This window comes from Nocardia sp. NPDC052254 (genome assembly GCF_040679495.1).
Lineage (GTDB): Bacteria > Actinomycetota > Actinomycetes > Mycobacteriales > Mycobacteriaceae > Nocardia.
The window spans coordinates 826,124-853,069 of the sequence record NZ_JBFAUW010000002.1; the positions used below are offsets into that span (position 1 = coordinate 826,124).

Consider the following 26,946-nt stretch of genomic DNA (forward strand, 5'->3'; position numbering starts at 1 on the left):
AACAGCTCATCGCACCAGTAGCCAAGGCACGTGATGGCGGTAGAAACTCGACCGCGGCACCGTCCGACCGGCGGCGACACCGTCACGCGTCACCAACGCGGCTGGTGAGCCGAGCTGGACGGCCCGCCCGGTCACCCAGCGCCGCTTACCCCAGCCACGCTGCACCGTCGCGCGCACACCCGGATGTTCCAGGGTGGGCGAGACATGCAACGCGCCAACCTTTCCGGTGAACAACCGGACCTCGTCGACATAGGCCTCACCTTCGAGTTTGGCGCCGCCCGGCCCGGTGATCGTGGCGCGGCCCACCAGGACGGTGCCGGTGTCGTCTCGAATCAGCGGTGTCTCCTGCGGCCGGCCCTCGAGCGCGCGTTTGGCGGCATGTGAACCGGTGCCGGTCTGATATGCCCGGGAACCGTAGGTGCGGTCCACCGGCACGTAGCCGATCTCCACGCCCAGCCGCTCGGTTCGCAGCAGATGGGTGAGCACCGCGGCCAGCCCGGCATCCTCACCGAGCACGATCAGGCGGGGTTGATTGTCGGCGGCCAGCACGGGAAGTAATTCGTCGAGTTCGGATGTGTCGGGAATCGCCGTCGTCTGAGTGGTCGGCAGCGACGCGAGCGCGATGGGAACGGGGGCCCCGTTGCAGCGGAGAACGTGAGTACTCAACTGCCGAACACCCTCCTCGAACCTGTCACCGCGATCGCCCTCACTGCCCTACGGGCGTGCCTGTCCCGGCACACCTCCGCAGGCCACTGTAATCGGCTCCGCCGGTTGGCGCGCCTCGCGTGCCGGCGTTCCCAGGGCCGCCACGGGAGACCGGACGGCAGGTTTTCGAGGGCGAACGACCGGATCGGGACCGGGCGCCGCGATTCGAATCCAGGTGGCCTGATTCCGGCACCGTGACCGTCCACTAGACTGACCCCCCGGCCACCGCCTCGGAAACGGCAGGTAGCTGCAGTATCACCCATGCTGCGTGTCGAAACCGTAGGAGACTCCCATGCCGGCAATCGTGCTGATCGGCGCCCAGTGGGGCGACGAAGGTAAGGGTAAGGCCACCGATCTGCTCGGCGGCCGCGTGCAGTGGGTGGTCCGGTACCAAGGCGGTAACAACGCGGGGCACACCGTGGTGTTACCCAACGGCGACAACTTCGCGTTGCATCTGATCCCGTCCGGCATTCTCACCCCCGGCGTCACGAATGTGATCGGCAACGGTGTGGTCATCGATCCGGGTGTGCTGCTCGACGAACTCGCCGGACTCGAGCAGCGCTCGGTCGACACCTCCAAACTGCTGCTGTCCGCGGACGCGCATCTGATCATGCCGTACCACGTGGCCATCGATAAGGTCACCGAACGCTTTCTGGGCAACAAGAAGATCGGCACCACCGGGCGCGGAATCGGCCCCTGCTACCAGGACAAGGTGGCCCGGGTCGGGGTGCGCGTGGCCGATGTGCTGGACGAGAAGATCCTCACCCAGAAGGTCGAGGCCGCACTGGAATTCAAGAACCAGGTGCTGGTGAAGATCTACAACCGCCGCGCGCTGGAACCGCAGCAGGTGGTCGACGAGGTGCTGGCCCAGGCGGAAGGATTCAAGCACCGCATCAGCGATACCCGGTTGCTGCTCAACGAGGCGCTGGAGAGCGGTGAGACGGTGCTGCTGGAGGGTTCGCAGGGCACATTGCTCGATGTCGACCACGGCACCTATCCGTACGTGACCTCCTCCAACCCGACCTCCGGCGGTGCCGCGGTCGGTGCCGGCGTGGGGCCCAACAAGATCACGACCGTGCTCGGCATCCTCAAGGCCTACACCACCCGCGTCGGCTCGGGCCCGTTCCCGACCGAATTGTTCGACCAGTCCGGCGAATACCTAGCCAAGACCGGTGGCGAGGTCGGTGTGACCACCGGCCGCGCCCGCCGCACCGGCTGGTTCGACGCGGTGATCGGCCGCTACGCCACCCGGGTCAACGGCATCACCGACTACTTCCTCACCAAACTGGATGTGCTGTCGAGCCTGGACCGGGTGCCGATCTGTGTGGCCTACGAGATCGACGGCGAACGGGTCGAGCAGATGCCCACGACGCAGACCGAATTCCATCACGCCAAACCGATCTACGAGACGATGCCCGGTTGGTGGGAGGACATCTCCGGAGCCCGGACCTTCGAGGATCTACCGGCCAACGCGCGGGCGTATGTGGAACGGCTGGAAGAGCTTTCGGGTGCCCGGGTGTCCTGCATCGGCGTGGGGCCGGGACGAGACGAGACCATCGTCCGGCACGACATCCTGAGCTGATACCGCCTCCGCGGAACTTTTGGCCTGGTCCACGCGCGGGGCTCTTCGCGCCGGCGGCCGGCGGTTCGGTTGGCCGGTCCCGAGAGCCCGTACCCGGTGAATTACCCGTGTGCTCGCGTGACCTGTTGTCGCGCTGCGTAGTTCGCATCGGATGATCGGCTCTGCCACGGTGAGGCTCGCACGCCCGGGTGCTCGGGCAGCGACGTTGCCGCTGCCGGGAGGTGCGGGATCAGTAGCAGGTCAACGGAGCCAGCGGCTCTGTGGCATGCGGGGTCAGCGATGCGTAGGTCGCCGCGATCGACTTCACTGCCAGGCGCAGGTCGGATTCGTCGTGGGTGAACGGGATTCGGAGGAAGCGTTCGTAGGCGCCCTGGACGCCGAACCGGGGGCCGGCGGCCAGCAGGACGCCGTGGTTGGGGGCCGTGGCGGCGAGGGCCGTGGAGACGGGGCCCGGAAGTTGGACCCAGATCGACATACCGCCACGGCCGGGAGTGACCTGCCAGTCGGGTAGTTCCTCGGTGAGGGCGTTCAGCAATGCCGCACGGCGGCTGCGCAATTGCTCACGGCGCTGTTCCAGGATGATGTCGGCATGTTCCAGCAGGTAGCCGGTGGCCAGCTGATCCATGACGGGGGTGCCGAGGTCCACGGTGGAGCGGGTGCCGAGCAGTTTGGTGATCAGGGACTGATTGGCGCGAATCCAGCCGACACGCAGACCGCCCCAGAACGACTTGGATGCCGAGCCGATCGTCACGATCTCCGACCCACGCGCGAAAGCGGCTGCGGGTGGGTGGGTTTCGCCGTCCAGCTGCTGATCCACCATGGATTCGTCGACGATCACCGTCATCCGCGTCTCCCGGGCGATCGCGGCCAGTTCGGCCCTGGCCTCGGCGCTCATGAGCAAGCCGGTCGGATTGTTGAAGTCGGGTACCAGATACGCCGTGCTGGCTGCGGTTTGCCTTGCCGCACTGCGTATTCCGTCCAGATCCCAGGCGGCCTCCGGTGATTCCGGCCGCAGCGGCACCGGCACCGGCCGGGCGCCGACATCCCGGATGGCCTCGATGGCATTGGGATAGGTGGGGTGGTCGATCAACACGCGCTCGGCGGGTGCGGTCAGCACATTGAGCAGCAGCCGAAGTCCGTGCTGTGCACCGAGAGTCACCAGGATCTGATCCGGATCGGTGGGCAGCCCGCGTGCGGTGTAGCGGCGCGCGAGCATCTCACGCAGCGGGAGCACGCCCACCGGATCCATACCGTGGGTGCCGAGGTACAGCGGAAGTCCCTGTAGCGCTGCGGAATACGCATCGGTCATCTGTGGTGGCGCGGACATGGCGGCGTAGGTCAGGTCGACGGTGGGCTGCGCATTCGGCGACATCACCGCCAGGATGCTGCGGGCCGGTTTGGTCCCGTCGTGCACGACATCCGAGGGTAGTGCGACGGTACTGCGCGATCCCTGCCGGCTGATCAGATAGCCGTGTTCGCGCAGCAGGGCGTACGCCGAGGTGACGGTGGTGCGGCTGACGCTCAGCGCGGTGGCGAGATCGCGCTCGCTGGGCAGGGCGATACCCAGCGGCGCCCGGCCGTCGTGGATCAACAGGCGAATGCTCTCGGCCAGTGCCAGATATGCCGGGCGGGCGCCGCGGCGAGTACTGGCCGCGTCGTCGTGGCGCCATCGGCCCAGATCGCGGGTGAGGGTGGCCGCACTGATCACACGGATTGCCATAGAGGCCAGTATCGCGCCAGTGGCTATTTGATTCAAGTCCAGCTGCGCGCAGAGTGGATATCATGTTCGCAGGTATCGCCGCAGTTCTGATCGTCGTGGTCGTTCTCGCGGCCGCCTACCGCTATGCCGCCGGACCCGGTCGCCGCGTCGTGGATCGCTTCGACCGGTATCCGCCGCATGCGCCGATGTCGGATTGGCCGGTGCTGAACAGGCCGATGAACGGGCCGATGGACCGGGCGTCGCGGCCGCACACGATCTCGCGGCCGCGTGGTCCGTCACCCGCCTCTCGATAGGTCCAGTGTTGCGTAACTGGACCTTGGAGGGCGGACTTGTCGGTGCCAGGGGGCAGACTGGAGGCATGTCCAGCAAGATGTCCGTGGTCTCGGTGGCCGAATTCGATACCGCGATCGGCCGCTGCGCGATGGCCTGGACCGACGACAGTGTGGTGCGGTTCCAGCTGCCGGAGGTCGTGCGGGCGCAATCGGCCACCGCGGAGACATCGCGCACCGAGAATCTCGACGAACTCTCGCCGTTCACCGCGGGCATGTTGCGCCGGGGCGCCGATTCGATTCCGGCGCAGCGGGTACGGCAGGCCGAACCGGACGGCGCGATGGCCGTGGCCGTCGAAGCGATTCGCGCGCATCTGACCGGTGAACTGGACGATCTGCGCTGGATCCCACTGGATTATCGCGCTCAGCCGGAATTCCATCGCGCGGTCTACGACATCACCCGAGCCATCGACCCCGGGTCCACCCTCACCTACGGCGAAGTGGCCGCGCGGGCCGGTGCGCCCGGTGCGGCCCAGGCCGTCGGACAAGCCTTGGGCCGCAATCCGATTCCACTGATCGTGCCGTGTCATCGGGTGCTGGCGGCCGATCACGGACTGCACGGATTCTCGGCGCCGGGCGGTGTGGTGACCAAGGCCCGGTTACTCGAGATCGAACGGACCTCGGGGTTCGGAGAACCGACGTTGTTCTGAGAGTGCGGTTTTCGCTCAGATCGCGGTACCGGCGGTGAAGCCGACCATGCCGCCGACGACACCACCGACGACAGCACCGGCGGCGGCCGCCGGCAGACCTGTTGCGGCAGCACCGATCGCGGCGCCCGCGACGATTCCGGTCGGAATGGTCACACCGGCGGTCGGTACCGCGGTGACGATGCCGGTCGTACCGCCGATGACACCGCCGACGACACCACCGACCACGGCGACGGGGATACCGGCCGCGGCCGCACCGACGACGGCGCCGGTCGCCGCGCCTGCGATGGTCGCCCCGGCGATCTTGTCCGAACGGCTCGGGTTGATACCGACCGAGTTGAAGCCGGTGGCGATGGCCGCCTCGGTGTTGGCCGCGGTCGTGTTGAGGTTGCTGAGCACATCGTCGGGGACCTGCTCGGGTGCCGGGGCGTTGAAGTCACCCATGCGCAGGGTTCGCGGCGGCGGCGCGATGGGCGCCACCGGGGCGACCGGCTGCGGCGCGTGCAGGTGGTTGATCTGCACCGGCGGCGCGGGCTCGGTGTTCTTGGGGATGGCCCGGAAGTGCTCCGGCACAACATAATCCGACGCGGGCGGTGGCACGGCGGCCGGCGGCTTGGGCAGCGTCACGCCGGGCTGGGTCAGGCCGGGGCCGTGCGAGAAGAGGCGATCCGACGGATTCGACAGCACACCGGGCTGCACCGTCGACGACGTGGGCGGCGCCGGGCGCGGCGGCTTGCTCTCGGTGCTCGGCGCGGGGCCGGGCAGATGCGAGGTACTGGGCGGATTCGCCGGATTCGAGGTGGTGGGCGCCGAACTGGAGTCGGAACCCGAGGCGGTGGTGCTGTGATCCGATGAATTGGAGCACGCCGTGACGAACGCCAGCGGAATCGTTCCAATCACCAATGCGCGTCGTGCCGCACGGAACTGTTGCACACGGTGTCGACCGGCCACGTCTGACTACACCACCTTGGATAGCGCTGTAAAGCGATCCCCCGATGAACGGTGGAGATCCCCCGGCGGCCGGGCGGCCACCCTCAGGCGAAGCTTAACGGGTGCGCGCGGAATCGCAAATCGGGTTTATCCGATTCGGTATGCGCGGCGTTACATGGCATCTCGCCGACAGGCCCGATGCGATGAAGGAAATCGCATGTGGGCAGCGGAATTTCGCATCCGATCGATGCGGTGTGGGTGCGGCGTGGATTATTTGCGATCCTCGCCGGGCGTGATCGCGCCCCCGATGCCGTCGGTCGCCCGATTGACTCCGTCCACGACGGCATCGGGAACAGCTTCCGGAACCGGGGCGCTGAATTCGCCGATGCGGACCGAGCGCGGTGCCGGGGGCTGATCCTTCGGCGCCTCCGGCTTCGGGTTCGACCGCGGGGAACGTGGTGCGGGCGCCTGCTGCGGTGTGGCCGAACGCAATTCCGCGGGCTGGTCGGACGCGGGCTGGTCCGACTGGACGGGGATGTCGGGCTTCGTCACACCCGGCTGTAACGGCCCGGCCGCGGCCGAACCCGCGAATCCGAGTGCGAGTGCGAACGGCACCGCCGCGACCGCGACCCGAACCGCCGCCACCCTGTGTCGACTTCGACGCATCACGCCGAACACCATCCTCGTCAACCGCTGAACCGTCACCGCTACTGCGGTCACCACCAGCATCGTAGTCGACGCGATACCACCCGCGCAGGTCGAGATCCGGGGCCTGCCGTGGACGCATCACGCCGCATCGCCCGCTCGAGAATGACGGCGCCGCAGTGCGTTACGCACCGCGTCCCCGGCTGCTGCCCGAGTGGTCTCGCGTGGCGGGTCTTCGTCACGACAGTGAGCCGCATCGGACTGGAGCGAGCTCGTCGCGACGGGGGCTCGTCGCTGCCGCCGCACGGTATCCGGCGACGTCCGCGTCACAGCGCGGAACCCACTCCGCCACCGATCGCGGCGCCGGCCAGTTCCAGGCGGTGTTCGACATGTCCGGTCGTCGACAGGGATTCGGGGCGTCACGGCGTGCCGTGGTGTAACCATCGATGGCACATCGATAAGAGCTATCGCACGGTCAGTGTCAGCGCTGTTTGCCTTGGGGTGGCTCGCCTCGCATCAGATCGGCGAGTGCCTCGCGATCGGTCACATCGAGTTTCATGCAGGCGCGATACAGATGGCCCTCGACGGTACGGACCGACACCGTGAGCCGATCCGCGATCTGCCGGTTGCTCAGTCCAGCCGCGACCAGATTGGCGATCTCGCGTTCCCGTGCGGTCAGCGGAAGTGGCTGGGCCGACTGGCGCAGTGCGGGCGTGCCGGCCCCACCGCAGGCCGCGGCGAGCCGGTTCGCGGTGGCCGCCGACTCGAGCAGTCGTCGCCGATCTCCGCGTCGTTCGTGCACCGAGGCGGCCTGGGCGGCGGCATCGGCGGCCGACAGCAGCACGCCCATCCGCTCGAATTCGGCTGCGGCGGTATCCAATCCGGGCCCATCCTGGGAGGCGACGGCCACCGCGTGCCGGGACTGCACCTGGACCAGCGCACCGTCGATGCGGGCCGCGAGGTCGGCCAGGCGTCCCGCCACATTGCGATCGCCGAAGCGCGCCGCGGTGTGCAGCGCCAGTGCCTCGACCGCGTGCTGGTGGGAGCGGGCGGCGGCATCGGCGGCACCGATGGCCAGGCGTACCGCCGGCCCCACGGTGCCTTCGGCCGCGGCCTGCCAGGCCCGGGCGATCTCGAGTTGCGGCTCGTAGACCGCGCTGTGCCGGCCGCCGCGCTGCCGGGCCTCGGCGATGACCTCGGCCGCCTCCGCCGCGCGGCCCAGTGCCGAATAGGCCTCTGCCAGGCGAATTCTCGCCGGGAACATCCAGGCGGCCGCACCCTCGGCGGTGAGCGCCGCGAGCGCCTGCTCCAGATTCTCCACACCGTCGAGGAAGTGCCCCTGGGCCACATCGACGGTGCCCTGCAGAATCTTCGACAGCCCCCACGCCAGGTATTGACCGGGTGCGGAGAAGCCGAAATATCCGGAGGCGCAACGACGCGCGGCCTCCAGATCGCCGGTGAAGGTGAGGGCAAGGACCTCGGCGTGCGCGGACATGAATCTGGTCGGACCGTCCACCTGCTCCTCGACCTGATGGCCGCGCAGGGTGTACTCGCGGGCGGCCGCGCTGCGACCCATCAGGGCCAGTGCGAGTCCGCCGCCGAAGGAGGCCCACCACACCGCCCAGGCCGGTGCGTCGGGTGTGGACATCACCTGTTCGGCATCGATGAAGGCCTGTTCCAGGAGGTTTTCGTTCACCTCGCACGCGGAAGCCAAGCCCTGCAACGTCAATACGATCTTGGGATGGCGCACCCGGTCGCGCACCAGTGCCAGTACCTCGTCGGCCCGATCGGCGTCGCCCATGGCCCACAGCAGATTCGAGACCCGGGTGCTGCCCCAGCGGGCCAACTGCACCTCGTTCAGCTGGTCGGGGTCGAAACTGGCCAGCGTCCGCTCGGCCTCGATGCGATGGCCCTGCCACAGCAGTGCCCGCGCTAGCAGATCCGCGGACTCCACACCGCCGCGCCGCTCCACCGCGGCCCGTGCGAACCGCTCACCGAGCGGGATGTTCGCCAATCCGATGGCATCGGCCGCGGCTGCCTCGAACAATTCCAGATCGGCGGATTTATCACTGTCCAACGCCAATTCGGCCAGCCGGATGCGGTCGGACGCCGACTTGATGGGGCGCTCGCGCAACGAGGAGTACAGCCGGCCGCGTAAGCGTCGTGCCGAGGCGATCCCGAGCCGCCGCCGGATCACCTCGCCGAACAACGGGTGGTTGTAGCGCACCAGTAGCTGGTGACCGTTCTCGACAATCCGGATGACGCCACGGGTTTCGGCCTGTTCGACCGCGTCCTCGCCGGCCAGTTCGGCGAGGACGTCCAGGTCGATCGGTTCGCAGAAGGTGAGCAATTCCAGTACTCGCAACACCGATTCCGGTAGCTGCTCGACCCGATCTTCCAGTAGCGCAGCCAGTTCCGAGGTGACCGCGGCCCGTCCGCGCAACTGCCAGACCCCGTTGACCTGCCGCAACGTGCCCGCTTCCAGCGCGCCCTCCACCAGATGCCGCAGGAACAGGGCGTTACCGCCGGAGGACTCCCACATCAGATTGGCGGTGAAACCTTCGAGCTGCCCGCCGAGCATGGACTCCACGAGCTCGACGCTCTGTGTCTCGGTGAACGGGCTGAGATCGATCCGCAGCAGGTGACCGTCCTTCCACAGCGAGGTCACCGCGTCGGGCACCTGCACGCCGCTGCGGACCGTGCACACGATCCGCGCCGCTTTGTCGATGGCCAACTGCAACAACAGGGTTGCCGAGAGCTGATCGAGTAGATGCGCGTCGTCCACGCCGATGATGGTCTCGCCGTCGGCCAGCAGCGCCTCGCGGGCGGCGGCCATGAAGGTCACCGGATCGTGCGCGGTGTACACGCCGACCATATGAGCGAATACGCCGAGCGGAATACTGCGCGCGGACTCGGTACCCGCCACCCAGCGCACATTCCCGCCCACCGCCGCTGTCGCCTGCCGGGCCAAGGTCGTCTTGCCCACCCCCGCATCGCCGGTCAAGATCGCGCCGACGTAGTGGGGGCCCGTCAGAGCGGCACGAATCGACTCCAATTCGCCGCCGCGCTCGATCATCGGCCAGTTTCGAGCCATGAAAGTACTGTAATGCCTCCTATTTGCGCGTGGGCGGCGGTGAAGACCGAACGGAGGCAACCGGATCCAGCGGGTATGCCGGTTTGCTATGGGATCCCCGGATGAGAAGGGGCGTCGGATAGTGCCCGGACCTGCGGTGCGAGGCGAGTTGCGATACTCGCGAGTAGGTCGCGCCCGGGACGTGTGCGTCTCAGATTTTCAGCGTCGGCGGCTCCGGTGTGGAGGATGCGGATATCGAAACCGGCGCCGCGCGTGCCCGCCGGTTTCCGGCCTCGGGCCCGGCGAATGAGGCGGATGGCGCCGCGCCCGTCCGCGGTGTCCATCCAGGACCCGGTCGAGCTGCTTGCGGCACACCCGGATACGGATCGACCATCCGTCGAACCCCCAATGTGGAACTGCGGTCGGAACTTTCGACGCTTCGTGCCGACCTGCCACGGCACCGCGCGATCCCAGCACAGTACTACCCGGGCGCTCCCGGCGCAGGGCTACGCCGGGCCTTCATTCCGGGCGGGACGCGGATATCCGATGGTGGAACCGGGTTGTCACGGATCGGCCGGGTTCGCAGATGTCCGGACGGTGCCCCGGACCCCGCATCGGAGGAGACGCGGCGGGCGCGGACCCACCGGCCCGCGCCCGCCGGAGAACTCAGTTCGCCCAGACCTCGTCGATCGGCGTGGCGGCCGACGGCGGCGGGGTGGGGGTGCCGCCCTGGGTGCGGGAGAACCGCGGTGCCGGGGCGTGCTGGACGACGCCGTCGATCTCCACGAGGGATTCGCGGGCGACGATGTGCCCGTTCTCGGTGGCCTCGGTGAAGGTCAGCACCGGGGTGGTGCAGGCATCGGTGCCATCGAAGATCGCGGCCCACTCGTCGCGGGTCCTGGTCTTGAACTTCTCGGTGAACAGCTTGCGCAGCTGATCCTGGCCGTTGGGGTCGATCTGCGCAGGCAGGCCTTCGGGGTCGATCTCGAGGCCCTTCAGCAGTTCGGCGTAGAACTGCGGCTCGATGCAGCCCACCGCCATGTACTTGCCGTCGGAGGTCTCGTAGGTGTCGTAGAACGCCATGCCGGTGTCGAGCAGGTTGGTGCCGCGCTCGTCGGACCACAGGCCCATACCGCGCATACCCCAGATCATGTGCGACAGCGAGAGTGCGCCGTCGACCATCGCGGAATCGATGACCTGGCCCTTACCCGAGATCGAGCGCTCCACGAGCGCGGAGAGCACGCCCATCACCAGGAACATGGATCCGCCGCCGAAGTCGCCGACCATGTTCAGCGGCGGTACCGGGCGCTCACCCTTGCGGCCGATGGCATTGAGCACGCCGGTCAGCGAGATGTAGTTGATGTCGTGGCCGGCGCGATCGGCCAGCGGGCCGAACTGACCCCAGCCGGTCATCCGGCCGTAGATCAGTCGCGGGTTGCGCTCGAGCGCGGTGTCCGGGCCCAGGCCCATCCGTTCGGTGACGCCGGGCCGGAAACCCTCGAGCAGCACATCGGCCTTCTCGACCAGGCCGAGCACCTTCTCGATGTCGGCGGGGTCCTTGAGATTCGCCTCCACGATGGTGCGGCCTCGCCACTGCGGCCGTTCCATGAAGCCCGGCATCATGCCGGGCCGCTGCACGCGCACCACATCGGCGCCCAGATCCGCCAGCAGCAGTGCGGCATGCGGTCCCGGGCCGATGCCGGCGAGCTCAACAACCTTGATGCCCGCGAGCGGTCCCTGTCCGGTGTTGGTGGATGAAGTGCTCACGCCCTACCTCGGTTCGTCGTCGATACTGCGACCGGCGGCGTGCGCCGGTGTTGACACTACGACAATAAGGCTTCGATGTGACGCACGGCATCCGGGTCGTCGTTGCCGCGGGCGCGCGGGTCATTCGCCGCTGCGCAGTGGCCGGGTCCGGGGGTGTGGCAGCTCCGACCGGTGCAGGCGCAGGGTCGGCGATTCGATGCGCGGGATCGGCAGTGTGGGCGGCTGATCCTCGGCCGGGCGCGCCTTGACCGGCAGCCGGTAGCAGGCGCGCGCATTGTCCTCGAGCACCCGGTACATGTCGGGCCCGACCGCCCGGCCGATGGTCTCGACATCGGTGTCGCGGAACAGCCGGCCCGCGCGGTTACCCGGCAGATCCGATCCGAACATCAGCGCACCGGGATTGACCGCGTGCACCCGCCGCATCGCCGATTCCACATCCATCGAGATCCGGCCGAAGCCCGAGGCCTTCACCCGGGTGCCCCGATCGACCAGATTCAGCAGATACGGCAGGCATTCGTCGGACATGCCCATGTGGTCGATCGACAGCGCCGGCAGTTTGGAGATCACCGGTTCCAGCGATCCCAGCATCGAGCCGTCGATGTAGAGCTCGACATGCCAGCGTGCCAGTTCGTAGGCGCGCAGGGCCTGCATGGTCAGCGTGACGATGTCGACCGCGGCGCGCTTGAGGTTGAACCGGATGGCCCGCACCCCGGCACGATCCAGCGCGAGGATCTGCTCGTCGGTGACATCCGGGGGCAGATTGATCACCCCGACCCAGTTCGGACCGAGTTCGGCCAGTGCCGCGATCATGAAGGTGGAGTCGGCGCCCTGGAAGGACGCGCTCACCACCGCACCACCGTCGACATCGAAATTCGCCATGCGCTTGCGATAGTCGCCGATGGTGTACGGCTGCGGCAGGTAGCCCTGATTCTCGATCAGCGGATACCGCGGGTCGATGATGTGAACGTGTGAATCGAACACGTGATCAGCATGCCTCAGGTCGGTGACGAATGCGGATCGGGTGTGTGATGTTCACACCTTGTGCGGCTCGCTGGCGCGCAGCATGTCCTCGCGCTCGACGACCTTGACCCGCTCGCGGCCCTCCGGCTCGCCGAGGGCGCGCTCGTGCGCATCCAGGCGGTACCAGCCGGCCCAGGTGGTGAACGGGATGCCCTTCTCCTCCAGGAACTTCAGGATCGCCTCCGGATCGGGCTCGGCGGCGGGGGTGAAGGCGGCGGCATCGTCGAGCAGGCAGGCGATGGTCTCGTTCGCATCGCCCTTGGTGTGCCCGATCAGGCCGACCGGACCGCGCTTGATCCAGCCGGTGACATAGGTCTGCGGCAGGAAGCGCTGAGCGGGGTCCTCGGCGGAGTCGTCGGCGAGCACACGCCCGGCCTCGTTGGGGACGGTTCCGGCCTGATCGTCGAACGGCAGCGCCGGGATGTTCTGCGACAGGTAGCCCACGGCACGGTAGATCGCCTGGACGTCCCAGTCCCTGTGGGTGCCGGTGCCCTTGACGTTGCCGGTGCCGTCGAGGGTCGTGCGCTCGGTGCGCAGGCCCACCACCTTGCCGTCGGCGCCGAGCACCTCGGCGGGGGATTCGAAGAAGTGCAGGAACAGCTTGTGCGGACGGTCGCCGACATCGCGGATGGCCCACTGCTCGAGGGTGTTGCAGACCATGTCGACCTGCTTGGAGTGGCGGCGCGCGGCTTCCGACCCCTCGTCGTAGTCGATGTCCTCGGGCTCGACGATCACCTCGATGTTCGGCGAGTGATCGAGTTCGCGAAGCTCGAGCGGGGTGAACTTGGCCTGGGCGGGACCGCGGCGACCGAAGACGTGCACCTCGAGCGCCTTGTTGTTCTTCAGGCCCTCGTAGACGTTCGGCGGGATCTCGGTCGGCAGCAGCTCGTCACCGGTCTTGGCCAGCACACGGGCGACATCGAGCGCGACGTTGCCGACGCCGAGGACCGCGACCTTCTCCGCGTCCAGCGGCCAGCTGCGCGGCACATCCGGGTGACCGTCGTACCAGGACACGAAGTCCGCGGCGCCATAGCTGCCGTCGAGGTCGATACCGGGGACGCCGAGTGCGCGGTCGGCGTTCGCACCGGTGGAGAAGATCACCGCGTCATAGAAACGCCGCAGGTCCTCGAGGTCGATGTCGCTGCCGTAGTCGATGTTGCCGAGCAGGCGGACCTCAGGCTTGTCGAGCACCTTGTGCAGGGCGGTGATGATGCCCTTGATGCGGGGGTGGTCGGGGGCGACGCCGTAGCGGATCAGTCCGAAGGGCGCGGGCATCCGCTCGTAGAGATCGATGCTCGCCTCGACATCGGACTTCATCAGCGCGTCGGCGGCATAGATACCGGCCGGTCCGGCACCCACGATCGCGATGCGCAGGGGGCGGTCGATCGCGCCGCCATTCGTTCCAGCGTGTTCGGTCATTTCTACGCGCACCCTTTGGTCGAAAACACTCGTCTTTTTAATCTCAGCCGTCTTTCTTAGCTTAGGCTAAGTTGACGTGCGGGCCGGAATCTGCCCGGTTGGCTGTGGTGCCGGCGCTGCTTCGTTGCCGCGCCCGGAACCATCCGATCCGTGCACCGGATATGGCCGGAGTTCTGCCGATTCTATCGGTGGTGTACATCGCAGCTGTTCCCGGTGCCCGCCGAAAAACGCAGGCGTGATCTTCGACACTTCGGCCCGCCGGGGATGATCGACCCCATGAGCGACAGCGATCAGGAAACCCCGCGCGACGATCCGGCAATCCCGATCGATCAGCGTGAGGCCACGCGTTCGGCGATGCCGTTCCTGATCGCCGTGGTCATCGCCGGGATCGCGGTGATCGCTGTCGTCGTCCTCGCGCTCGCCCGCCCGGTCGAGAACAATGTCACAGATACCGATCGGGTCGCCGTGGCCGCGCGCAACTTCGCCACGGCCCGAAGCGATTCCGACGCCGACCGGCGCAAGACCACCGAATGCGCGAACTTCGACGAGAAGAAATCGCCGCTGGGTCCGGACTCGGTCGGCAAGAAGTACGAACTCGCCGGAGTCGATGCGGTGAAGATCGACGGCGACCACGCCACCGCCTCGGTGACCAGCCAGATCGATGGTCGCAAGAGCGTGGCGAACTGGAATTTCGTCCAGGAGAAGGGGGTCTGGCTGGTATGTGGCAATGCATGATTCCGACCGGTCGGCGTTTGACAATCTACCCTGTGACCAGGCATTCTCGGTTCAGGTCATGAGTGCCAGCGCCAAGCCCCGGCTCGCTGGCCGGCAACCCTCCTCCGCGGTGGGGTGCTCCGGGTGACGACCAGGCCGTGGTCCGACCGGACACGGCAAGTGCGGATTCCGTAGGAGGTTCGACAAGTGAGCTACGCCGGTGACATCACGCCCGGGCAGGCGTGGGAGTTGTTGCGCGACAATGCCGATGCGGTGCTGGTGGATGTGCGCACCGAGGCCGAGTGGCGATTCGTCGGTGTACCGGACACCGCCGCGATCGAACGGCCGACGGCGCTGATCGAGTGGGTCGATTTCGGTGGGTCGCCCAATCCGGATTTCGTGGCCCAGCTGCAACAGCTGCTGGCCGATCGAGGCATCGACAGCGATGCCCCGGTGATCTTCCTGTGCCGTTCGGGCCAGCGCTCGATCGGAGCGGCCACCGCCGCCACCGCGGCCGGATTCGCGCCCTCCTACAACGTGCTGGAGGGTTTCGAGGGACCGCTGGACGCCGACGGTCATCGCGGCGGTGCGGGCTGGCGCGCGCTCGGGCTGCCCTGGCGGCAGTCGTGAGCGGCGTTTCCTCAGCTGCCGGCACCGCAGGAGAAGGCCCTGTGTGGCAATTGATTTCACGTAGTCGGGCGCTGTTCCCGGCGAGCCCGGTCCGCCGGGTCGATGGGAGGCATTCATGATCACCGGCGGTGCATTCGATCGTCCGCTACCCGAGGGTGTGGGCCCCGCGACACTGGGTGTGCGCGGCGGGGTGCGGCGCTCCGGATTCGAGGAGACCTCCGAGGCGCTGTATCTGTCCTCCGGATTCGTCTATGAGAGCGCGGAGGCGGCGGAGGCGGCCTTCACCGGCGATATCGAGCATTTCGTCTATTCGCGCTACGGCAATCCGACCGTCGCCATGTTCGAGGAGCGGATGCGGCTGCTCGAAGGCGCCGAAGCCTGCTTCGCGACCGCGAGCGGTATGTCGGCGGTGTTCACCGCACTGGCCGCACTGCTCGGACAGGGCGATCGGCTGGTCGCCGCGCGCAGCCTGTTCGGCTCCTGTTTCGTGGTGTGCAACGAGATCCTGCCGCGCTGGGGTGTGGAAACCGTCTTCGTCGACGGTGAGGATCTCGAGCAGTGGGAACAGGCGCTGTCGCAGCCGACGGCCGCCGTCTTCTTCGAGACGCCCTCGAACCCGATGCAGACCCTCGTCGATGTGCGCCGGGTGAGCGAGCTGGCCCATGCCGCCGGCGCGAAAGTGGTGCTGGACAACGTCTTCGCGACGCCGCTGCTGCAGCGCAGCCTCGATCTGGGCGCCGATGTGGTGGTGTATTCGGGCACCAAGCACATCGACGGTCAGGGCCGGGTGCTCGGCGGCGCGATCCTGGGCGACAGCGAATACATCAACGGCCCCGTCAAGAACCTGATGCGGCACACCGGTCCGGCGCTGAGCCCGTTCAATGCCTGGACCCTGCTCAAGGGCCTGGAGACCATGCCGCTGCGAGTGCGGCAGTCGACGCGGTCCGCACTGGCCGTCGCGCAGTTCCTGGAGCAGCATCCGGCGGTCGCGTGGACCAAGTACCCGTTCCTCACCTCGCATCCGCAGCACGAGCTGGCCACCTCGCAGATGTCGGGCGGCGGCACCGTGGTGACCTTCGAACTGGCCGCCGGTCCCGACGAGGGCAAGAAGCGGGCCTTCGAGGTGCTGAACCGGCTGCGCATCGTGGACATCTCCAACAATCTCGGCGATGCCAAGTCGCTGATCACCCATCCGGCCACCACCACCCATCGGGCGATGGGCCCGGAAGGCCGTGCGGCCGTTGGCCTCACCGACGGCGTGTTGCGCATCTCGATCGGCCTCGAGGACGTGGAGGATCTGCTCGGCGATCTGGAGCAGGCACTGGGCTGAGGCCCGGTTTCCGCGGTGTCTCGGTTCGGCGGCCGGTCGATCAGGCTGTGAAGGGATTCTCCGTGCGGCCCACCAGATCGGCGACCGAATCGAGCACCAGGGTCGGGCGATAGGGGAACTGTTCCATCGAGGTCCGGGTGGAGATGCCCGAGGTGACCAATACGGTCCGCATCCCCGCCTCGAGTCCGGCGATGACATCGGTGTCCATCCGGTCGCCGATCATCACCGCCGACTGTGAATGCGCGCCGATCCGCCGCAGCGCCGAACGCATCATCAGCGGATTCGGTTTGCCGACGTAATAGGGGTCTCGTCCGGTCGCGCGGGTGATGAGGGCGGCCACCGAACCCGTCGCGGGCAGCAGTCCCTCGCGCGATGGCCCGGTGGCGTCCGGATTGGTGGCGATGAAACGGGCGCCGCGTTCGACGAGCCGGATCGCGGTGGTGATCGCCTCGAACGAATAGGTCCGGGTCTCGCCGAGCACGACGTAATCCGGATCGCTGTCGGTGAGCACATAGCCGATTTCGTGCAATGCCGTGGTGAGTCCGGATTCGCCCACGACATAAGCCGTCCCGCCCGGCCGCTGATCGTCGAGGAAGGTGGCGGTGGCGGTGGCCGAGGTCCAGATCGATTCGGCCGGGATATCGAGGCCGATCCGGCGTAGCCGTGCCTGCAGATCACGTGGCGTCCGGATGGAATTGTTGGTCAGCACCAGATAGGGGATGTCGCGATCGCTCAATTCCGCGAGAAATGCGTCGGCGCCAGGAATCAAATGGTCCTCGTGGACCAGCACTCCGTCCATATCGGTCAGGTAGGACAGAATCGGTTCGTCATCGGAGGTCACCAGCCAATTGTGAGCGTTCGGCCGCAACATGGGTAATGACGCGCTCGCGTGTCCGGCTGGACCGGGTGATTCGGTGAAAGTGCGATATATCACCGTCCGATAGATGTGACTGCCCACACGCTCGAAATAGGTCTGTGGCTATGGTCGAGGGGACCGCAGCATTGCCGCGCGGTGGAATGCGGACCCGTCCGTCCAGCGCTGCACTCGGTCGATGCGGTCGTCTCCGTCCGGGAGCCGGCCTCCAGGCACGCGACGGCGACAGGAGTGACGCAAGTGAGTGATCTCAAGCTCGGATACAAGGCGTCTGCGGAACAATTCGGACCACGTGAGCTCGTCGAGCTCGGCGTCCTGGTCGAAGAGCACGGGCTCGACAGCGCCACCGTCAGTGATCACTTCCAGCCGTGGCGGCATCAGGGCGGCCACGCACCCTTCTCCCTGGCCTGGATGACCGCCGTGGGTGAGCGGACCTCGCGGATCCAGCTGGGCACCTCGGTACTGACCCCCACCTTCCGATACAACCCCGCGGTGATCGCGCAGGCGTTCGCCACCATGGGCTGCCTGTATCCGGACCGGATCATGCTCGGCGTGGGCACCGGTGAGGCGCTCAACGAGATCGCCACCGGCTACCAGGGCGAATGGCCCGAGTTCAAGGAGCGTTTCGCGCGACTGCGGGAGTCGGTCGAGGTGATGCGCGCGCTGTGGACCGGTGACCGGGTCAGCTACGAGGGCCAGTACTACAACACCGTCGGCGCCTCCATCTACGACGTGCCGCCGGCCGGTATCCCCGTCTACATCGCCGCGGGCGGCCCGGTGGTGGCACGTTATGCCGGCCGCGCCGGTGACGGTTTCATCTGCACCTCGGGTAAGGGCATGGATCTCTACACCGAGAAGCTCATGCCGGCCGTCACCGAGGGCGCCGAGAAGGTGGGACGCAATCTGGGTGATATCGACCGGATGATCGAGATCAAGATCTCCTATGACACCGATCCCGAACAGGCGCTGGAGAATACGCGTTTCTGGGCGCCGCTGTCGCTGACCGCCGAGCAGAAGCACTCGATCACCGATCCGATCGAGATGGAGGCCGCCGCGGACGCCCTGCCGATCGAGCAGATCGCCAAGCGCTGGATCGTCGCCAGTGATCCCGACCAGGCCGTGGAACAGATCAAGCCGTATGTGGACGCGGGCCTCAACCACCTGGTCTTCCACGCTCCCGGCCACGATCAGCGCCGCTTCCTGGATCTGTTCGCCCGCGATCTGGCACCCCGCCTGCGCGCGCTCTGATCTCGCGGGCCGGATCGCCTCCGGTCATTTCCGAAATGCCCACATGGCTTCCGCCTGTGGGCATTTCGATTTCACCGGGGAACGGCGGCCGCCCCATAGGGTGGGGATGTGACACATCTCGACCCGGACCGCTTGCGGGAGCTGGTGGCCGCGTATGCGGCAGCGGAGCCCACACACAGTGAGTGGATGCTCCACGGTAAGACCAGAGTGCTGCTGAAGCACGTGCGAACAGCGGCTACCGATGCGGATCCGGAAATCCGGAGACAGACGTGGGATGCGCTGGATCTGCTCGTCGACGAAGCTGTCAGAGACGATCTGTACGAACTGCTGATCAACAGTCTCGACGAAACGCAATTCCGCACACTGCTCACCGACACCGACCCGGAGGTTCGAACCCGGGTGCGCTGGGCGTATACCGGGCTCTTCAATGACGGGCCGTTCGGTCCGATGGCACTGGAGCTGTTGGCGGACGATCATTTCGCCTACGCGTGGCCGGAATGCGTCGATGTATTGCGCCGTCCGGTGCAGTTCGGATTTCTCGTCGGCGCTGTGGCGGATGCGGAGAGCGAGGGGTTGCGCGAACGTCTGCTGGTCGCGCTCGGGCTGCCCGCCACGGCTCGCCTGCCCGAGGTCTCGCCGGACCGGCCCGCGGAGATCGATTGCTCGTACCGCGACCAGCATTGGCGCGGTGTGACGCGGAAGTGGTGCGACGCAGCGGTTTTCGCGGACCGGTGCCGGCACCTGCCGATCGTGGTCGCGCTCCTCGGTAGTTCGATCGAACCGGTTCGGCGAGAGGCTTTGCGCGTGCTGGCCGGTTTCGGACCGGGCACAGCCGGTCTCCTGCGGTCACTGCGGCGATCGGATCCGGCCCTGCGCCGACCTGCGCTGGTGACACTCGCCGAATTCGGCTGGAATCACATCGCCGCGGCCGATCTCGCGGTCCTGTGGCGGTTGATCCGGATGAAGCAGCGAGCGGAGGTACCCGAGCCGCTCTCCTATGACCTGCTGGACGGGGCGTGGTATGCCCTACCGACCACCGATCAGGCCGCGGTACTGGACGCGTTCGACCTCGTCGACCCCGTGCCCGCGACGATGCGGATGGGATTGGCGCGCTGGCAGGAGACATACGACGCGTATATCCCCACCGACAGATGGGCGAGCAGAGACGGCGAATTCTGGGCCGAGAACGTGCGGCTGTACCGGAGCGGCACCACTCGAGGGGTGTTCGTCACTCCGGCGCTGGACGGCTGGACCCTGGTCTTCTGCCGCGACGAGACCCTCGGTGGCCGGACATTCAGCTCGACCTCGGCGCCGGACAGATTGACGATGTATCGGCGGATGGCGCAGCTGAGTCGACGATTCGGAGCCGCGCACCGGTACGAACATTTCGGCGGTGACTTCCACGACGCCTATGTCGACGACTCCTGCGACGAGATTATGCAGACCGCGTCCAGTCAGTGGTGTATCGCCCGAGACGGCGAAATCCACATGCACTGTGTGTCCGCCGACGATGTCTATGTCTTCCGTTGCGAGCAAACGAATCCTGTGGACTCACTGGGCGACCTGGATGCCTGGATGGAAGCCGCCGACCGGAGGAGTGAGCCGCCCTCGGCGCAGGAGTGCCACGATCGAGCAGAGGCGCTCGAGGTCGTGCTGGATGAACGCAACGGAGACGATCAGTTGCCCCCGGAAGGACTGGAACCGGGGCAGTTCGAAGATCACGGCGTGCTCATGATCAACCCCGCGCAGGATGCGGTATTCGGTGCACGCGCGGCAGCGCAGCGGTTGTCGATGGATCTCGAGGGCCTGGGCCCCGACACCGAGGTCCAAGGCGCCGGTGTACTGGCCGTGCCGCGCTCGCTACGAGACCATCTGCGCCGGGGCGCACTACCGATCTGACGCACAGCGCGATCGGGAAGACTGTGTGAAACCCGTCAACCCCGGCCCGGTAGCCATCAAGGACTCGTTGCGTCCGTTCATATCCCGGTAGCGTCGACCTAGCTTCGGCTGGTGGGCGTTTTCGGGTTCACCTGGTCCGATGCCGGTGCTGTTGTGGGTGCCACCGTCGGTGGTGCGGTCCTGGGACCGCCGGGTGCGATGCTCGGTGGTGCGCTGGCCACTTATGCCGGTGCGACCCTCGGCGACGGCAAGGGGGCCGGGCAGGCGCTGGAGGAGGCGGCCGTCGCGGGTGTCGGCGGTGCGGGTGGTGCGTGGGCGGCCGATCTGGGCGGGAAGTTGTTGCGCGACGGCATCGTTCGTGTCGCGGGCAGCAGGCTGTCCGGCTCGGCCGCGGGACAGGTCGACCGGATCGCGGCCAAGGTCCTGCTGCCCTGGAACAAATACGACGCCAGTCCGATCGCCGCACTGGGCGGCGGTTTCGCGGCCTACGAGGCATCGCCGCAGTCACGGTCCTCGTCGGGATCGCCGGTGGCGGTTCGGGTGACCGATATCGGCAATGGCGGCTGTCCCATCGAGATGGCGAATCTGGTGATGCCGGAGGGGCTTTCCCCTGCCGTCGAGAAGTTGTACCGCGAACTGCCCGGATATCTGTGCGGTGTGTGGCGCGGCTTCGGCGCCGCCACCGGCGCCGGCAGCGGCCCGGTGGCACCGAAACCTCCGGCCGCCATCACCGGCGCCGGTCGCAGCGGCATCGGCACCTATCGCGGCAAGGTCGCCGAACTCGAGGCCGCGATCACCGAATTCGCCGCTCTGGACCGGGAACTCGCGCCACTGGCCGGCCGCAGCGGGGAGATCTCGGCGCGCGGGCGGCAGGCCGTGACGGCCGTGATCGCCCGGGTCGATCGAGGTGCTACCACCACATCCGCTCCGGGACCCGCCGCGGACGAGAACGCCCTGGCCCAGCTCGACGCGGCCTTCGACACCGGTCAGAGCATCCTCGACGAGGCGAGGCAGGGCAACGATCGCCTGGCGGACCGGATCGATGCGCTTGCTCGGCGCATCGACAAGCTGGTCGCACGGGTGGAATCCGGGGCGAAACGCATCGACGAGGTCGAACGTCGCACACCGAGTGCGGTGCGGCCACCGGATGTGAATATCTCGAATTACGGTGCACCGTCGGTGAATATGCAGAGTTATGCGGGTCCGCCGCGCGCACCGTTCGCGAAGCGGGATACCGAAAAGGATGTCCTGCCGCAGCGCCCCGGGACATCGTCCGCACGTGTTTCGCGGGCACCGCAGGTCGCCGCGCGAGTATCGGCCACACCGTGGACACCGAAGGCCCTGCCGGTCCCGGACACGGTATCGAGCGAGCCTTCGGAACTGCGAGTGCCCGGGCTCGCTTCCGTCGGCACGGCCCCGAACGCGATTCCGTGGTATCGACCGAACGGCACGGGCTCCGGTCTCGTCATGGCCGGACCCGCGCCCGCGGTCCCCATCCCGGGCCGTCCGGCGGCGGCTGATCGTCCGCAACCGGTAGCGCCCCGGACCGCAGCCGGCATACGCAGCACACCGTGGGGCACCACATCGCCATACCCGGCACCGGGGCCGTCATGGATACCCGGATTCGTGTGGCGCCCCGATGATCAGCCGAACGGCTGCCGGAAATCAGGGTCCGGCGTGCCGATTGCCGCACTGAACTCGCAGGCCGCAACGCCCGCGTGGCATACATGCCGGGGCAGTCGATCACCATGCGCGGAGTGCGGGACCAGATGACGGCGGACGTGATGCCCACGGGCCATCGGCCGTCTCGGGGCTGGCCGATTCCGCAGCCCGACGTCACACTTGTGGTCGAGGTCGTTTGGCGGATGTCGATGGCCGGGCCGTCGTGTGCGTCTGTGAACTCGACTCTGCGACAAAGAAATACACCCCGACCGGCATTCATCACGACCGTCCGCACGTCACCGTGCCGTTCGAGATCCATCTGGATCCGAAGCGGTCGACTCGTCCGTAGGACGCGGATGTTCGAGTTGTTCGCGGAGGATGTCCGCGTGGCCCGCGTGGCGGGCGAGTTCCTCGATTCCGAACAGGTAGATGAAACGTAGGCTCACTTCGCCGAGGCGGGGATGTATCCGGGTCTCGTCGAGTTCGTATTCGGCGGCGATCTCGCGGGCGCGGGCAGATGTGCGCTCGAATTCTGCGATCACGTCGGCCACTGTTTCATGTTCGGGAACAACGAAACTGGGCTCGCCGGGGACCGTGGGACCGTCGCATTCATTGGTCGGAATTTCCGCGAGGATGTGCTGATACCAGATCCGCTGGGAGGTCGCGGCATGCTTGATCAGGCCGATCGGCGTGGTCGCGGAGGCGACGAGGCGGCGGCGGGCTTGCTGATCGGACAGGCCGCGCACAGTGTTGATCAGTTCGCCGCGGTTGCGGTCGAGTGCGTTCTCGAGCAGTTCGCGCTCGGTGCCGGTGGTGGCTCGCGGTGTCGACCATGTCATCGGTGGCTCGATCCTTCTGTCGGGAGTTTTATCGGAGGATCCGATCTGGCCGCACGCCGGCGCGCCCGCCGATCGGGTTCATGCCGGGCCACGGCGACCACCGGCGGCTGATCGTTCCTACGCCTTGGTGAGGGCGAAAATGCGCAGGTCGCGGGTGGTGCGTTCCTGGTAGGCGGCATAGGCCTCGGTGGTGTCGACGAACCGGTCGAAGATCTGCCGTTTGTGCTCGGGATCGTCGACCACCCGCGCGTGCACCGGAATCTGCTGTCCGGCAATGGTTACCGTCGCCTCGGGCAATGCCAGCAGATTCGCGGTCCACGCCGGGTGCCGGGCCTGGCCGAAATTGGAGCCGACCACGTACAGGGTGTCGCCGTCGTGCACGTACAGCAGCGGTGAGGTGCGGGGTTGCCCGGATTTCCGTCCCAGCGTGGTCAGCAGAATGATCGGCGCACCGATCGGCCCCAGTACGGTGTAACGAGCACCGGTGCGCTGCAACAGTTTCCGATCCAGCGGGGTGAGGGTGCGAACCAGCCACGAACCGCCTTTCGTCGCGGCGAACGCACTCGCCGTACGTCCGAGCAGACCGGTTCGCGAGCCCCATTGCCGGTCGGGAAATTGTGCAGCCATGCAGGAATTCTAGCCGCGCGCAGAGCGTCGCCCTGTTACCGCCGCAACGCGTTCTTCGCCTTCGCCGCGAATTCGTATCCCGCACGCCAGTCGGCATCGCGGGGCGGGGCGATGAGGTGCTCGACCCCCGCGTCGGCGTAGGCCGAGACCACATCGTATGCCTGGGCGAGGTCATCGGGGAGGGGGGCGACGACGGAGACGGTAGGCGCCGGACGCCGGTGCTCGTCGGCAAAGTCGCTCAATTGTGCTGCCGCTGTGGCAGATTCGCCGGGCGACAGGCCGATGGCGAGCCAGCTGCCGGCGAATTCGGCGGCGCGGCGCATGGCGCGCGGTCCGTTGCCCGCCACCAGGATCGGGGGAACGGTGGCGGCGGGGGACAGTGCGAGCTCGGTGCCGTCCGGCAGGGTGGTGGGATGTCCGGCGATGAGGTCGGGCAGGATGCGCAATCCCTCGTCGGTGCGGCGGCCACGCTCGGTGAAGGAGGCGCCCGCGGCGCGCCAGCCGACATCACCGTGGGCCGGATTTCCGGTGCCGACGCCCAGGAGCAGGCGGTCGCCGGAGACGTACTGCAGGGCGCCGATCTGTTTGGCGGCCCAAGCGGTGGGGCGCAGTGCCAGCAGCAGCACGCCGTAGCCGATCCGGATGCGATCGGTGACGGCGGCGGCGGTGGCGAGGGTGACGGTGCTTTCCAGGATCGGGGCGCTGGCCACCAGGTGGTCGGTGGACCAGACGGAGTCGAGGCCGACTTCTTCGGCGAGGCGGGCCGCGGCGCGGACATCGCCGAGGATCGGGTGGGCCGGGTCGGGGGTCGAGGTGGGCAGGAATGTGCCTAGCAGCATGACGAGCCTTCTGTGATGTGTGTGGGCGGGGTCCCGGCGTGGATGCGCGGGACCGCCGCTCGGCGGACTGCGGTGACTCCGATGAACGTCCGGGCTCGATCGCGCCCGCTGACTGTATGAACAGGCTATTGCGGCCGATATGAGCTGAGCAATGCTCGATTTGCGCATCTGCATGTCTGAAACGCTCGCCACGCTGACGGGGTCCGGCGCTTTCGGTGCATCCGTTCGAATCGCCCCGGGAGTCCTCGGCGTGCACCGGAGCCGCTCTCCGGTAGCGCCTCACTAAGCTCACCTTCATGGCCGAGACCGCACCGTCCACCGTGTACATCGCCTCGTTGGAAGGTGACACCGGCAAATCCACCGTTGCGCTGGGAATGTTGCAGTTGCTGTCGGCGACCACGCCGCGGGTCGGGGTGTTCCGGCCGATCATGCGGACCGATCACGGGTCCGATTACATCCTGGAGTTGCTGGTCGAGCACTGCACGGCCGATATCGACTACGAGCAGGCCGTCGGGGTCACCTACGAACAGGTGCACGCCGACCCCGATGCCGCGATCAGCGATATCGTCCAGCGCTTCCACGATGTCGCGAAGGTGTGCGATGCGGTGGTGATCGTGGGCAGCGACTACACCGATGTCGCCGGGCCCAGCGAACTGCGCTACAACGCGCGGATCGCCGTGAATCTCGGCGCGCCCATTCTGCTCGTGTTGCGCGGAGCGGGGCGCACGCCGGAGGAGGTCGTGCAGGTCGCGCGGGTGTGCGAGGCCGAGCTCGAACACGAGCACGCCCGATCCACCGCGATCATCGTCAACCGCTGCGATCCGGAGCGGCTCGAGGAGGTGCGGGAGGCGCTGAGCGTGGCGGACTGCCCCTCCTGGACGATGCCGGAGGTGCCGCTGCTGACCGCGCCCACCATGCGCGAGCTGTGTGAGGCCATCGACGGGCAGGTGTATTCCGGTGATCCGGAACTGCTGCAGCGCGAGGCGCTGACGGTCATGGTCGGCGGGATGACGGCCGAGCACATTCTCGAACGTCTCACCGACGGTGTGGCGGTGATCGTGCCGGGTGATCGGTCCGACGTTCTACTCGGCCTGGTCAATGCCCATGAGGCGGAGGGTTTTCCGTCGCTGTCGGGCATCATCATGAACGGCGGGATGCTGCCCGATCCGGCGATCGCGCGGCTGATGGAGGGCTTGAAGCCGAAGCTGCCGATCCTCACCACCGAGCTGGGCACCTTCGATACCGCCAGTGCCGCCGCGCGGACCCGGGGCCGGGTGTCGCTCAGCAGTATTCGCAAGATCGACACCGCGCTGGCGCTGATGGAGCAGCGAGTGGACGGCCGGAAGTTATTGGAGCTGATCGAGGTTCCGGTGCCGTCGGTGGTAACACCGCAGATGTTCGAATATCAACTGGTGGAACGCGCGCGGGCCGATCCACGCCGGATCGTGCTGCCCGAGGGCGACGACGATCGCATCCTGCGGGCGGCCGGACGGGTCCTGCAGCGCAAGATCGCGGATCTGACCATCCTCGGTGACGAGACCACCGTGCGAGCACGCGCCGCCGAGCTCGGACTCGATATCGACGCCGCGCAGGTGCTCGATCCGCGCACCAGTGAACTGCGCGAGGGGTTCGCCGAGGAGTTCGCGCGACTGCGGGAGCACAAGGGGATGACGGTCGAGCGCGCCCGCGAATTCATGACCGACATCTCGTATTTCGGCACCATGATGGTCTACAAGGGGATCGCCGACGGGATGGTGTCCGGTGCCGCGCACACCACCGCGCACACGATCCGGCCCTCGTTCGAGATCATCAAGACCGAGGCAGGCGTGTCGACGGTATCGAGTGTGTTCCTGATGTGCCTGGCCGACCGGGTGCTCGCCTACGGTGACTGCGCGGTGGTTCCGGACCCGACCGCCGAGCAGCTCTCCGATATCGCCATCTCCTCCGCCCGTACCGCGGAGCAGTTCGGTATCGACCCGCGGGTTGCGATGCTGTCGTACTCGACCGGTGAATCCGGTTCCGGCGCCGATGTCGACAAGGTCCGTGCCGCAACCGAACTCGTGCATCGGCGAGCGCCGCGGTTGCCGGTGGAAGGGCCGATCCAATACGACGCCGCCATCGAACCCGCGGTGGCGAGCACCAAACTTCCGCATTCCGATGTCGCCGGTCGCGCAACGGTTTTCATCTTCCCGGACCTCAACACCGGTAACAACACCTACAAGGCGGTGCAGCGCAGCGCGGGCGCGGTGGCGATCGGACCGGTCCTGCAGGGCTTGCGCAAACCGGTCAACGATCTCTCCCGCGGCGCCCTGGTGGCCGACATCGTGAACACCGTGGCGATCACGGCGATCCAGGCACAGAGTGGGCTGGAGGAGGCACGGTGAGCGACAATCGCGCAGCGGCTCGCTGTGCCGACCGGGTGCGGGTGTCCCGCAAGATACAGGAGG

At 67.3% G+C, this 26,946-nt stretch carries 23 protein-coding genes and 1 riboswitch; of the genes, 11 read left to right on the forward strand and 12 right to left on the reverse strand.

Annotated elements, in window-relative coordinates:
- Positions 1 to 6 precede the first annotated feature (6 nt).
- On the reverse strand, positions 7 to 666 hold the full coding sequence (locus AB0L57_RS08675) for a hypothetical protein (RefSeq protein ID WP_364959036.1): 660 nt from the start codon (positions 664 to 666) through the stop codon (positions 7 to 9).
- 331 nt (positions 667 to 997) lie between these two features.
- On the opposite strand from AB0L57_RS08675, the gene AB0L57_RS08680 reads away from it, so the two are divergent.
- Positions 998 to 2,287, forward strand: a complete 1,290-nt coding sequence (locus AB0L57_RS08680; protein WP_364959038.1) for an adenylosuccinate synthase — start codon at positions 998 to 1,000, stop codon at positions 2,285 to 2,287.
- 229 nt (positions 2,288 to 2,516) lie between these two features.
- Here the strand turns inward: AB0L57_RS08680 and AB0L57_RS08685 are convergent, their stop codons facing one another.
- Positions 2,517 to 4,007 (reverse strand): PLP-dependent aminotransferase family protein, encoded by a 1,491-nt coding sequence (locus tag AB0L57_RS08685; protein ID WP_364959040.1) that lies wholly within the window; start codon positions 4,005 to 4,007, stop codon positions 2,517 to 2,519.
- Between the two features lie 62 nt (positions 4,008 to 4,069).
- Between AB0L57_RS08685 and AB0L57_RS08690 the strand changes: the two genes are divergently transcribed.
- Together AB0L57_RS08690 and AB0L57_RS08695 are read left to right on the forward strand one after the other, a co-directional pair.
- Positions 4,070 to 4,300, forward strand: a complete 231-nt coding sequence (locus tag AB0L57_RS08690) for a hypothetical protein (RefSeq protein ID WP_364959042.1) — start codon at positions 4,070 to 4,072, stop codon at positions 4,298 to 4,300.
- A gap of 77 nt (positions 4,301 to 4,377) precedes the next feature.
- Positions 4,378 to 4,986 carry a methylated-DNA--[protein]-cysteine S-methyltransferase gene (locus AB0L57_RS08695; protein WP_364959345.1) on the forward strand — a complete coding sequence of 203 codons (609 nt, stop codon included), beginning with the start codon at positions 4,378 to 4,380 and terminating at the stop codon, positions 4,984 to 4,986.
- Between the two features lie 15 nt (positions 4,987 to 5,001).
- On the opposite strand, the gene AB0L57_RS08700 is transcribed toward AB0L57_RS08695, so the two are convergent.
- Positions 5,002 to 5,670: a hypothetical protein gene (locus AB0L57_RS08700; protein WP_364959044.1), complete on the reverse strand. Its 669-nt coding sequence runs from the start codon at positions 5,668 to 5,670 to the stop codon at positions 5,002 to 5,004.
- 22 nt (positions 5,671 to 5,692) lie between these two features.
- On the opposite strand from AB0L57_RS08700, the gene AB0L57_RS08705 reads away from it, so the two are divergent.
- Entirely contained in the window at positions 5,693 to 5,830 is a 138-nt protein-coding gene (locus AB0L57_RS08705) for a hypothetical protein (RefSeq protein ID WP_364959046.1), read from the forward strand.
- A 353-nt stretch (positions 5,831 to 6,183) separates the two neighbouring features.
- Here AB0L57_RS08705 and AB0L57_RS08710 read toward each other — a convergent pair whose 3' ends face one another.
- The 5 genes from AB0L57_RS08710 to AB0L57_RS08730 all read right to left on the reverse strand — a co-directional run bounded on the left by AB0L57_RS08710 (position 6,184) and on the right by AB0L57_RS08730 (position 13,837).
- The gene (locus tag AB0L57_RS08710) at positions 6,184 to 6,633 is read right to left on the reverse strand and encodes a hypothetical protein (RefSeq protein ID WP_364959048.1); all 450 of its coding nucleotides are present in this window, start codon (positions 6,631 to 6,633) and stop codon (positions 6,184 to 6,186) included.
- Positions 6,634 to 7,039: 406 nt separating this feature from the next.
- Complete coding sequence (locus AB0L57_RS08715) at positions 7,040 to 9,652, reverse strand: LuxR C-terminal-related transcriptional regulator (RefSeq protein ID WP_364959050.1); 2,613 nt, start codon at positions 9,650 to 9,652, stop codon at positions 7,040 to 7,042.
- Positions 9,653 to 10,297: 645 nt separating this feature from the next.
- Positions 10,298 to 11,398, reverse strand: a complete 1,101-nt coding sequence (locus tag AB0L57_RS08720; RefSeq protein ID WP_364959052.1) for a CaiB/BaiF CoA-transferase family protein — start codon at positions 11,396 to 11,398, stop codon at positions 10,298 to 10,300.
- Between the two features lie 120 nt (positions 11,399 to 11,518).
- Complete coding sequence (locus AB0L57_RS08725; protein WP_364959054.1) at positions 11,519 to 12,379, reverse strand: amidohydrolase family protein; 861 nt, start codon at positions 12,377 to 12,379, stop codon at positions 11,519 to 11,521.
- A 51-nt stretch (positions 12,380 to 12,430) separates the two neighbouring features.
- A complete protein-coding gene (locus AB0L57_RS08730) occupies positions 12,431 to 13,837 on the reverse strand; it encodes an FAD-dependent oxidoreductase (protein WP_364959056.1) in 1,407 nt (468 codons plus the stop codon).
- Positions 13,838 to 14,113: 276 nt separating this feature from the next.
- Here AB0L57_RS08730 and AB0L57_RS08735 point away from each other — a divergent pair, with 276 nt between their 5' ends.
- The 3 genes from AB0L57_RS08735 (at position 14,114) to AB0L57_RS08745 (ending at position 16,511) form a co-directional block, all read left to right on the forward strand.
- Positions 14,114 to 14,572: a hypothetical protein gene (locus tag AB0L57_RS08735; RefSeq protein ID WP_364959058.1), complete on the forward strand. Its 459-nt coding sequence runs from the start codon at positions 14,114 to 14,116 to the stop codon at positions 14,570 to 14,572.
- A gap of 54 nt (positions 14,573 to 14,626) precedes the next feature.
- A riboswitch (SAM riboswitch) is annotated at positions 14,627 to 14,740 on the forward strand.
- Positions 14,741 to 14,758: 18 nt separating this feature from the next.
- A complete protein-coding gene (locus AB0L57_RS08740) occupies positions 14,759 to 15,181 on the forward strand; it encodes a rhodanese-like domain-containing protein (protein ID WP_364959060.1) in 423 nt (140 codons plus the stop codon).
- Between the two features lie 115 nt (positions 15,182 to 15,296).
- Complete coding sequence (locus AB0L57_RS08745; protein ID WP_364959062.1) at positions 15,297 to 16,511, forward strand: O-succinylhomoserine sulfhydrylase; 1,215 nt, start codon at positions 15,297 to 15,299, stop codon at positions 16,509 to 16,511.
- Between the two features lie 40 nt (positions 16,512 to 16,551).
- Here AB0L57_RS08745 and AB0L57_RS08750 read toward each other — a convergent pair whose 3' ends face one another.
- Positions 16,552 to 17,382, reverse strand: coding sequence for an HAD-IIA family hydrolase (locus AB0L57_RS08750; protein ID WP_364959064.1), 831 nt, complete (start codon positions 17,380 to 17,382; stop codon positions 16,552 to 16,554).
- Between the two features lie 243 nt (positions 17,383 to 17,625).
- Here AB0L57_RS08750 and fgd point away from each other — a divergent pair, with 243 nt between their 5' ends.
- The 3 genes from fgd (at position 17,626) to AB0L57_RS08765 (ending at position 22,305) form a co-directional block, all read left to right on the forward strand.
- Positions 17,626 to 18,633, forward strand: a complete 1,008-nt coding sequence (gene fgd / locus AB0L57_RS08755; protein ID WP_364959066.1) for a glucose-6-phosphate dehydrogenase (coenzyme-F420) — start codon at positions 17,626 to 17,628, stop codon at positions 18,631 to 18,633.
- 108 nt (positions 18,634 to 18,741) lie between these two features.
- Complete coding sequence (locus tag AB0L57_RS08760; protein WP_364959068.1) at positions 18,742 to 20,532, forward strand: HEAT repeat domain-containing protein; 1,791 nt, start codon at positions 18,742 to 18,744, stop codon at positions 20,530 to 20,532.
- 111 nt (positions 20,533 to 20,643) lie between these two features.
- Positions 20,644 to 22,305, forward strand: coding sequence for a hypothetical protein (locus tag AB0L57_RS08765; RefSeq protein WP_364959069.1), 1,662 nt, complete (start codon positions 20,644 to 20,646; stop codon positions 22,303 to 22,305).
- 185 nt (positions 22,306 to 22,490) lie between these two features.
- On the opposite strand, the gene AB0L57_RS08770 is transcribed toward AB0L57_RS08765, so the two are convergent.
- The 3 genes from AB0L57_RS08770 to AB0L57_RS08780 form a co-directional block, all read right to left on the reverse strand.
- On the reverse strand, positions 22,491 to 23,033 hold the full coding sequence (locus AB0L57_RS08770) for a DinB family protein (protein WP_364959071.1): 543 nt from the start codon (positions 23,031 to 23,033) through the stop codon (positions 22,491 to 22,493).
- 117 nt (positions 23,034 to 23,150) lie between these two features.
- On the reverse strand, positions 23,151 to 23,660 hold the full coding sequence (locus AB0L57_RS08775) for a nitroreductase family deazaflavin-dependent oxidoreductase (protein ID WP_364959073.1): 510 nt from the start codon (positions 23,658 to 23,660) through the stop codon (positions 23,151 to 23,153).
- 35 nt (positions 23,661 to 23,695) lie between these two features.
- A complete protein-coding gene (locus AB0L57_RS08780; protein WP_364959075.1) occupies positions 23,696 to 24,499 on the reverse strand; it encodes an LLM class flavin-dependent oxidoreductase in 804 nt (267 codons plus the stop codon).
- Positions 24,500 to 24,795: 296 nt separating this feature from the next.
- On the opposite strand from AB0L57_RS08780, the gene pta reads away from it, so the two are divergent.
- Positions 24,796 to 26,883, forward strand: a complete 2,088-nt coding sequence (gene pta, locus AB0L57_RS08785; protein WP_364959077.1) for a phosphate acetyltransferase — start codon at positions 24,796 to 24,798, stop codon at positions 26,881 to 26,883.
- Positions 26,884 to 26,946 lie beyond the last annotated feature (63 nt).

Coding starts and splice junctions, on each gene's coding strand:
- AB0L57_RS08680 (WP_364959038.1), top strand. CDS start 998: ATGCCGGCAATCGTGCTGATCGGCGCCCAGTGGGGCGACGAAGGTAAG.
- AB0L57_RS08685 (WP_364959040.1), bottom strand. CDS start 4,007: ATGGCAATCCGTGTGATCAGTGCGGCCACCCTCACCCGCGATCTGGGC.
- AB0L57_RS08690 (WP_364959042.1), top strand. CDS start 4,070: ATGTTCGCAGGTATCGCCGCAGTTCTGATCGTCGTGGTCGTTCTCGCG.
- AB0L57_RS08695 (WP_364959345.1), top strand. CDS start 4,378: ATGTCCGTGGTCTCGGTGGCCGAATTCGATACCGCGATCGGCCGCTGC.
- AB0L57_RS08715 (WP_364959050.1), bottom strand. CDS start 9,652: ATGGCTCGAAACTGGCCGATGATCGAGCGCGGCGGCGAATTGGAGTCG.
- AB0L57_RS08730 (WP_364959056.1), bottom strand. CDS start 13,837: ATGACCGAACACGCTGGAACGAATGGCGGCGCGATCGACCGCCCCCTG.
- AB0L57_RS08735 (WP_364959058.1), top strand. CDS start 14,114: ATGAGCGACAGCGATCAGGAAACCCCGCGCGACGATCCGGCAATCCCG.
- AB0L57_RS08745 (WP_364959062.1), top strand. CDS start 15,297: ATGATCACCGGCGGTGCATTCGATCGTCCGCTACCCGAGGGTGTGGGC.
- AB0L57_RS08750 (WP_364959064.1), bottom strand. CDS start 17,382: ATGTTGCGGCCGAACGCTCACAATTGGCTGGTGACCTCCGATGACGAA.
- AB0L57_RS08770 (WP_364959071.1), bottom strand. CDS start 23,033: ATGACATGGTCGACACCGCGAGCCACCACCGGCACCGAGCGCGAACTG.
- AB0L57_RS08775 (WP_364959073.1), bottom strand. CDS start 23,660: ATGGCTGCACAATTTCCCGACCGGCAATGGGGCTCGCGAACCGGTCTG.
- AB0L57_RS08780 (WP_364959075.1), bottom strand. CDS start 24,499: ATGCTGCTAGGCACATTCCTGCCCACCTCGACCCCCGACCCGGCCCAC.
- pta (WP_364959077.1), top strand. CDS start 24,796: ATGGCCGAGACCGCACCGTCCACCGTGTACATCGCCTCGTTGGAAGGT.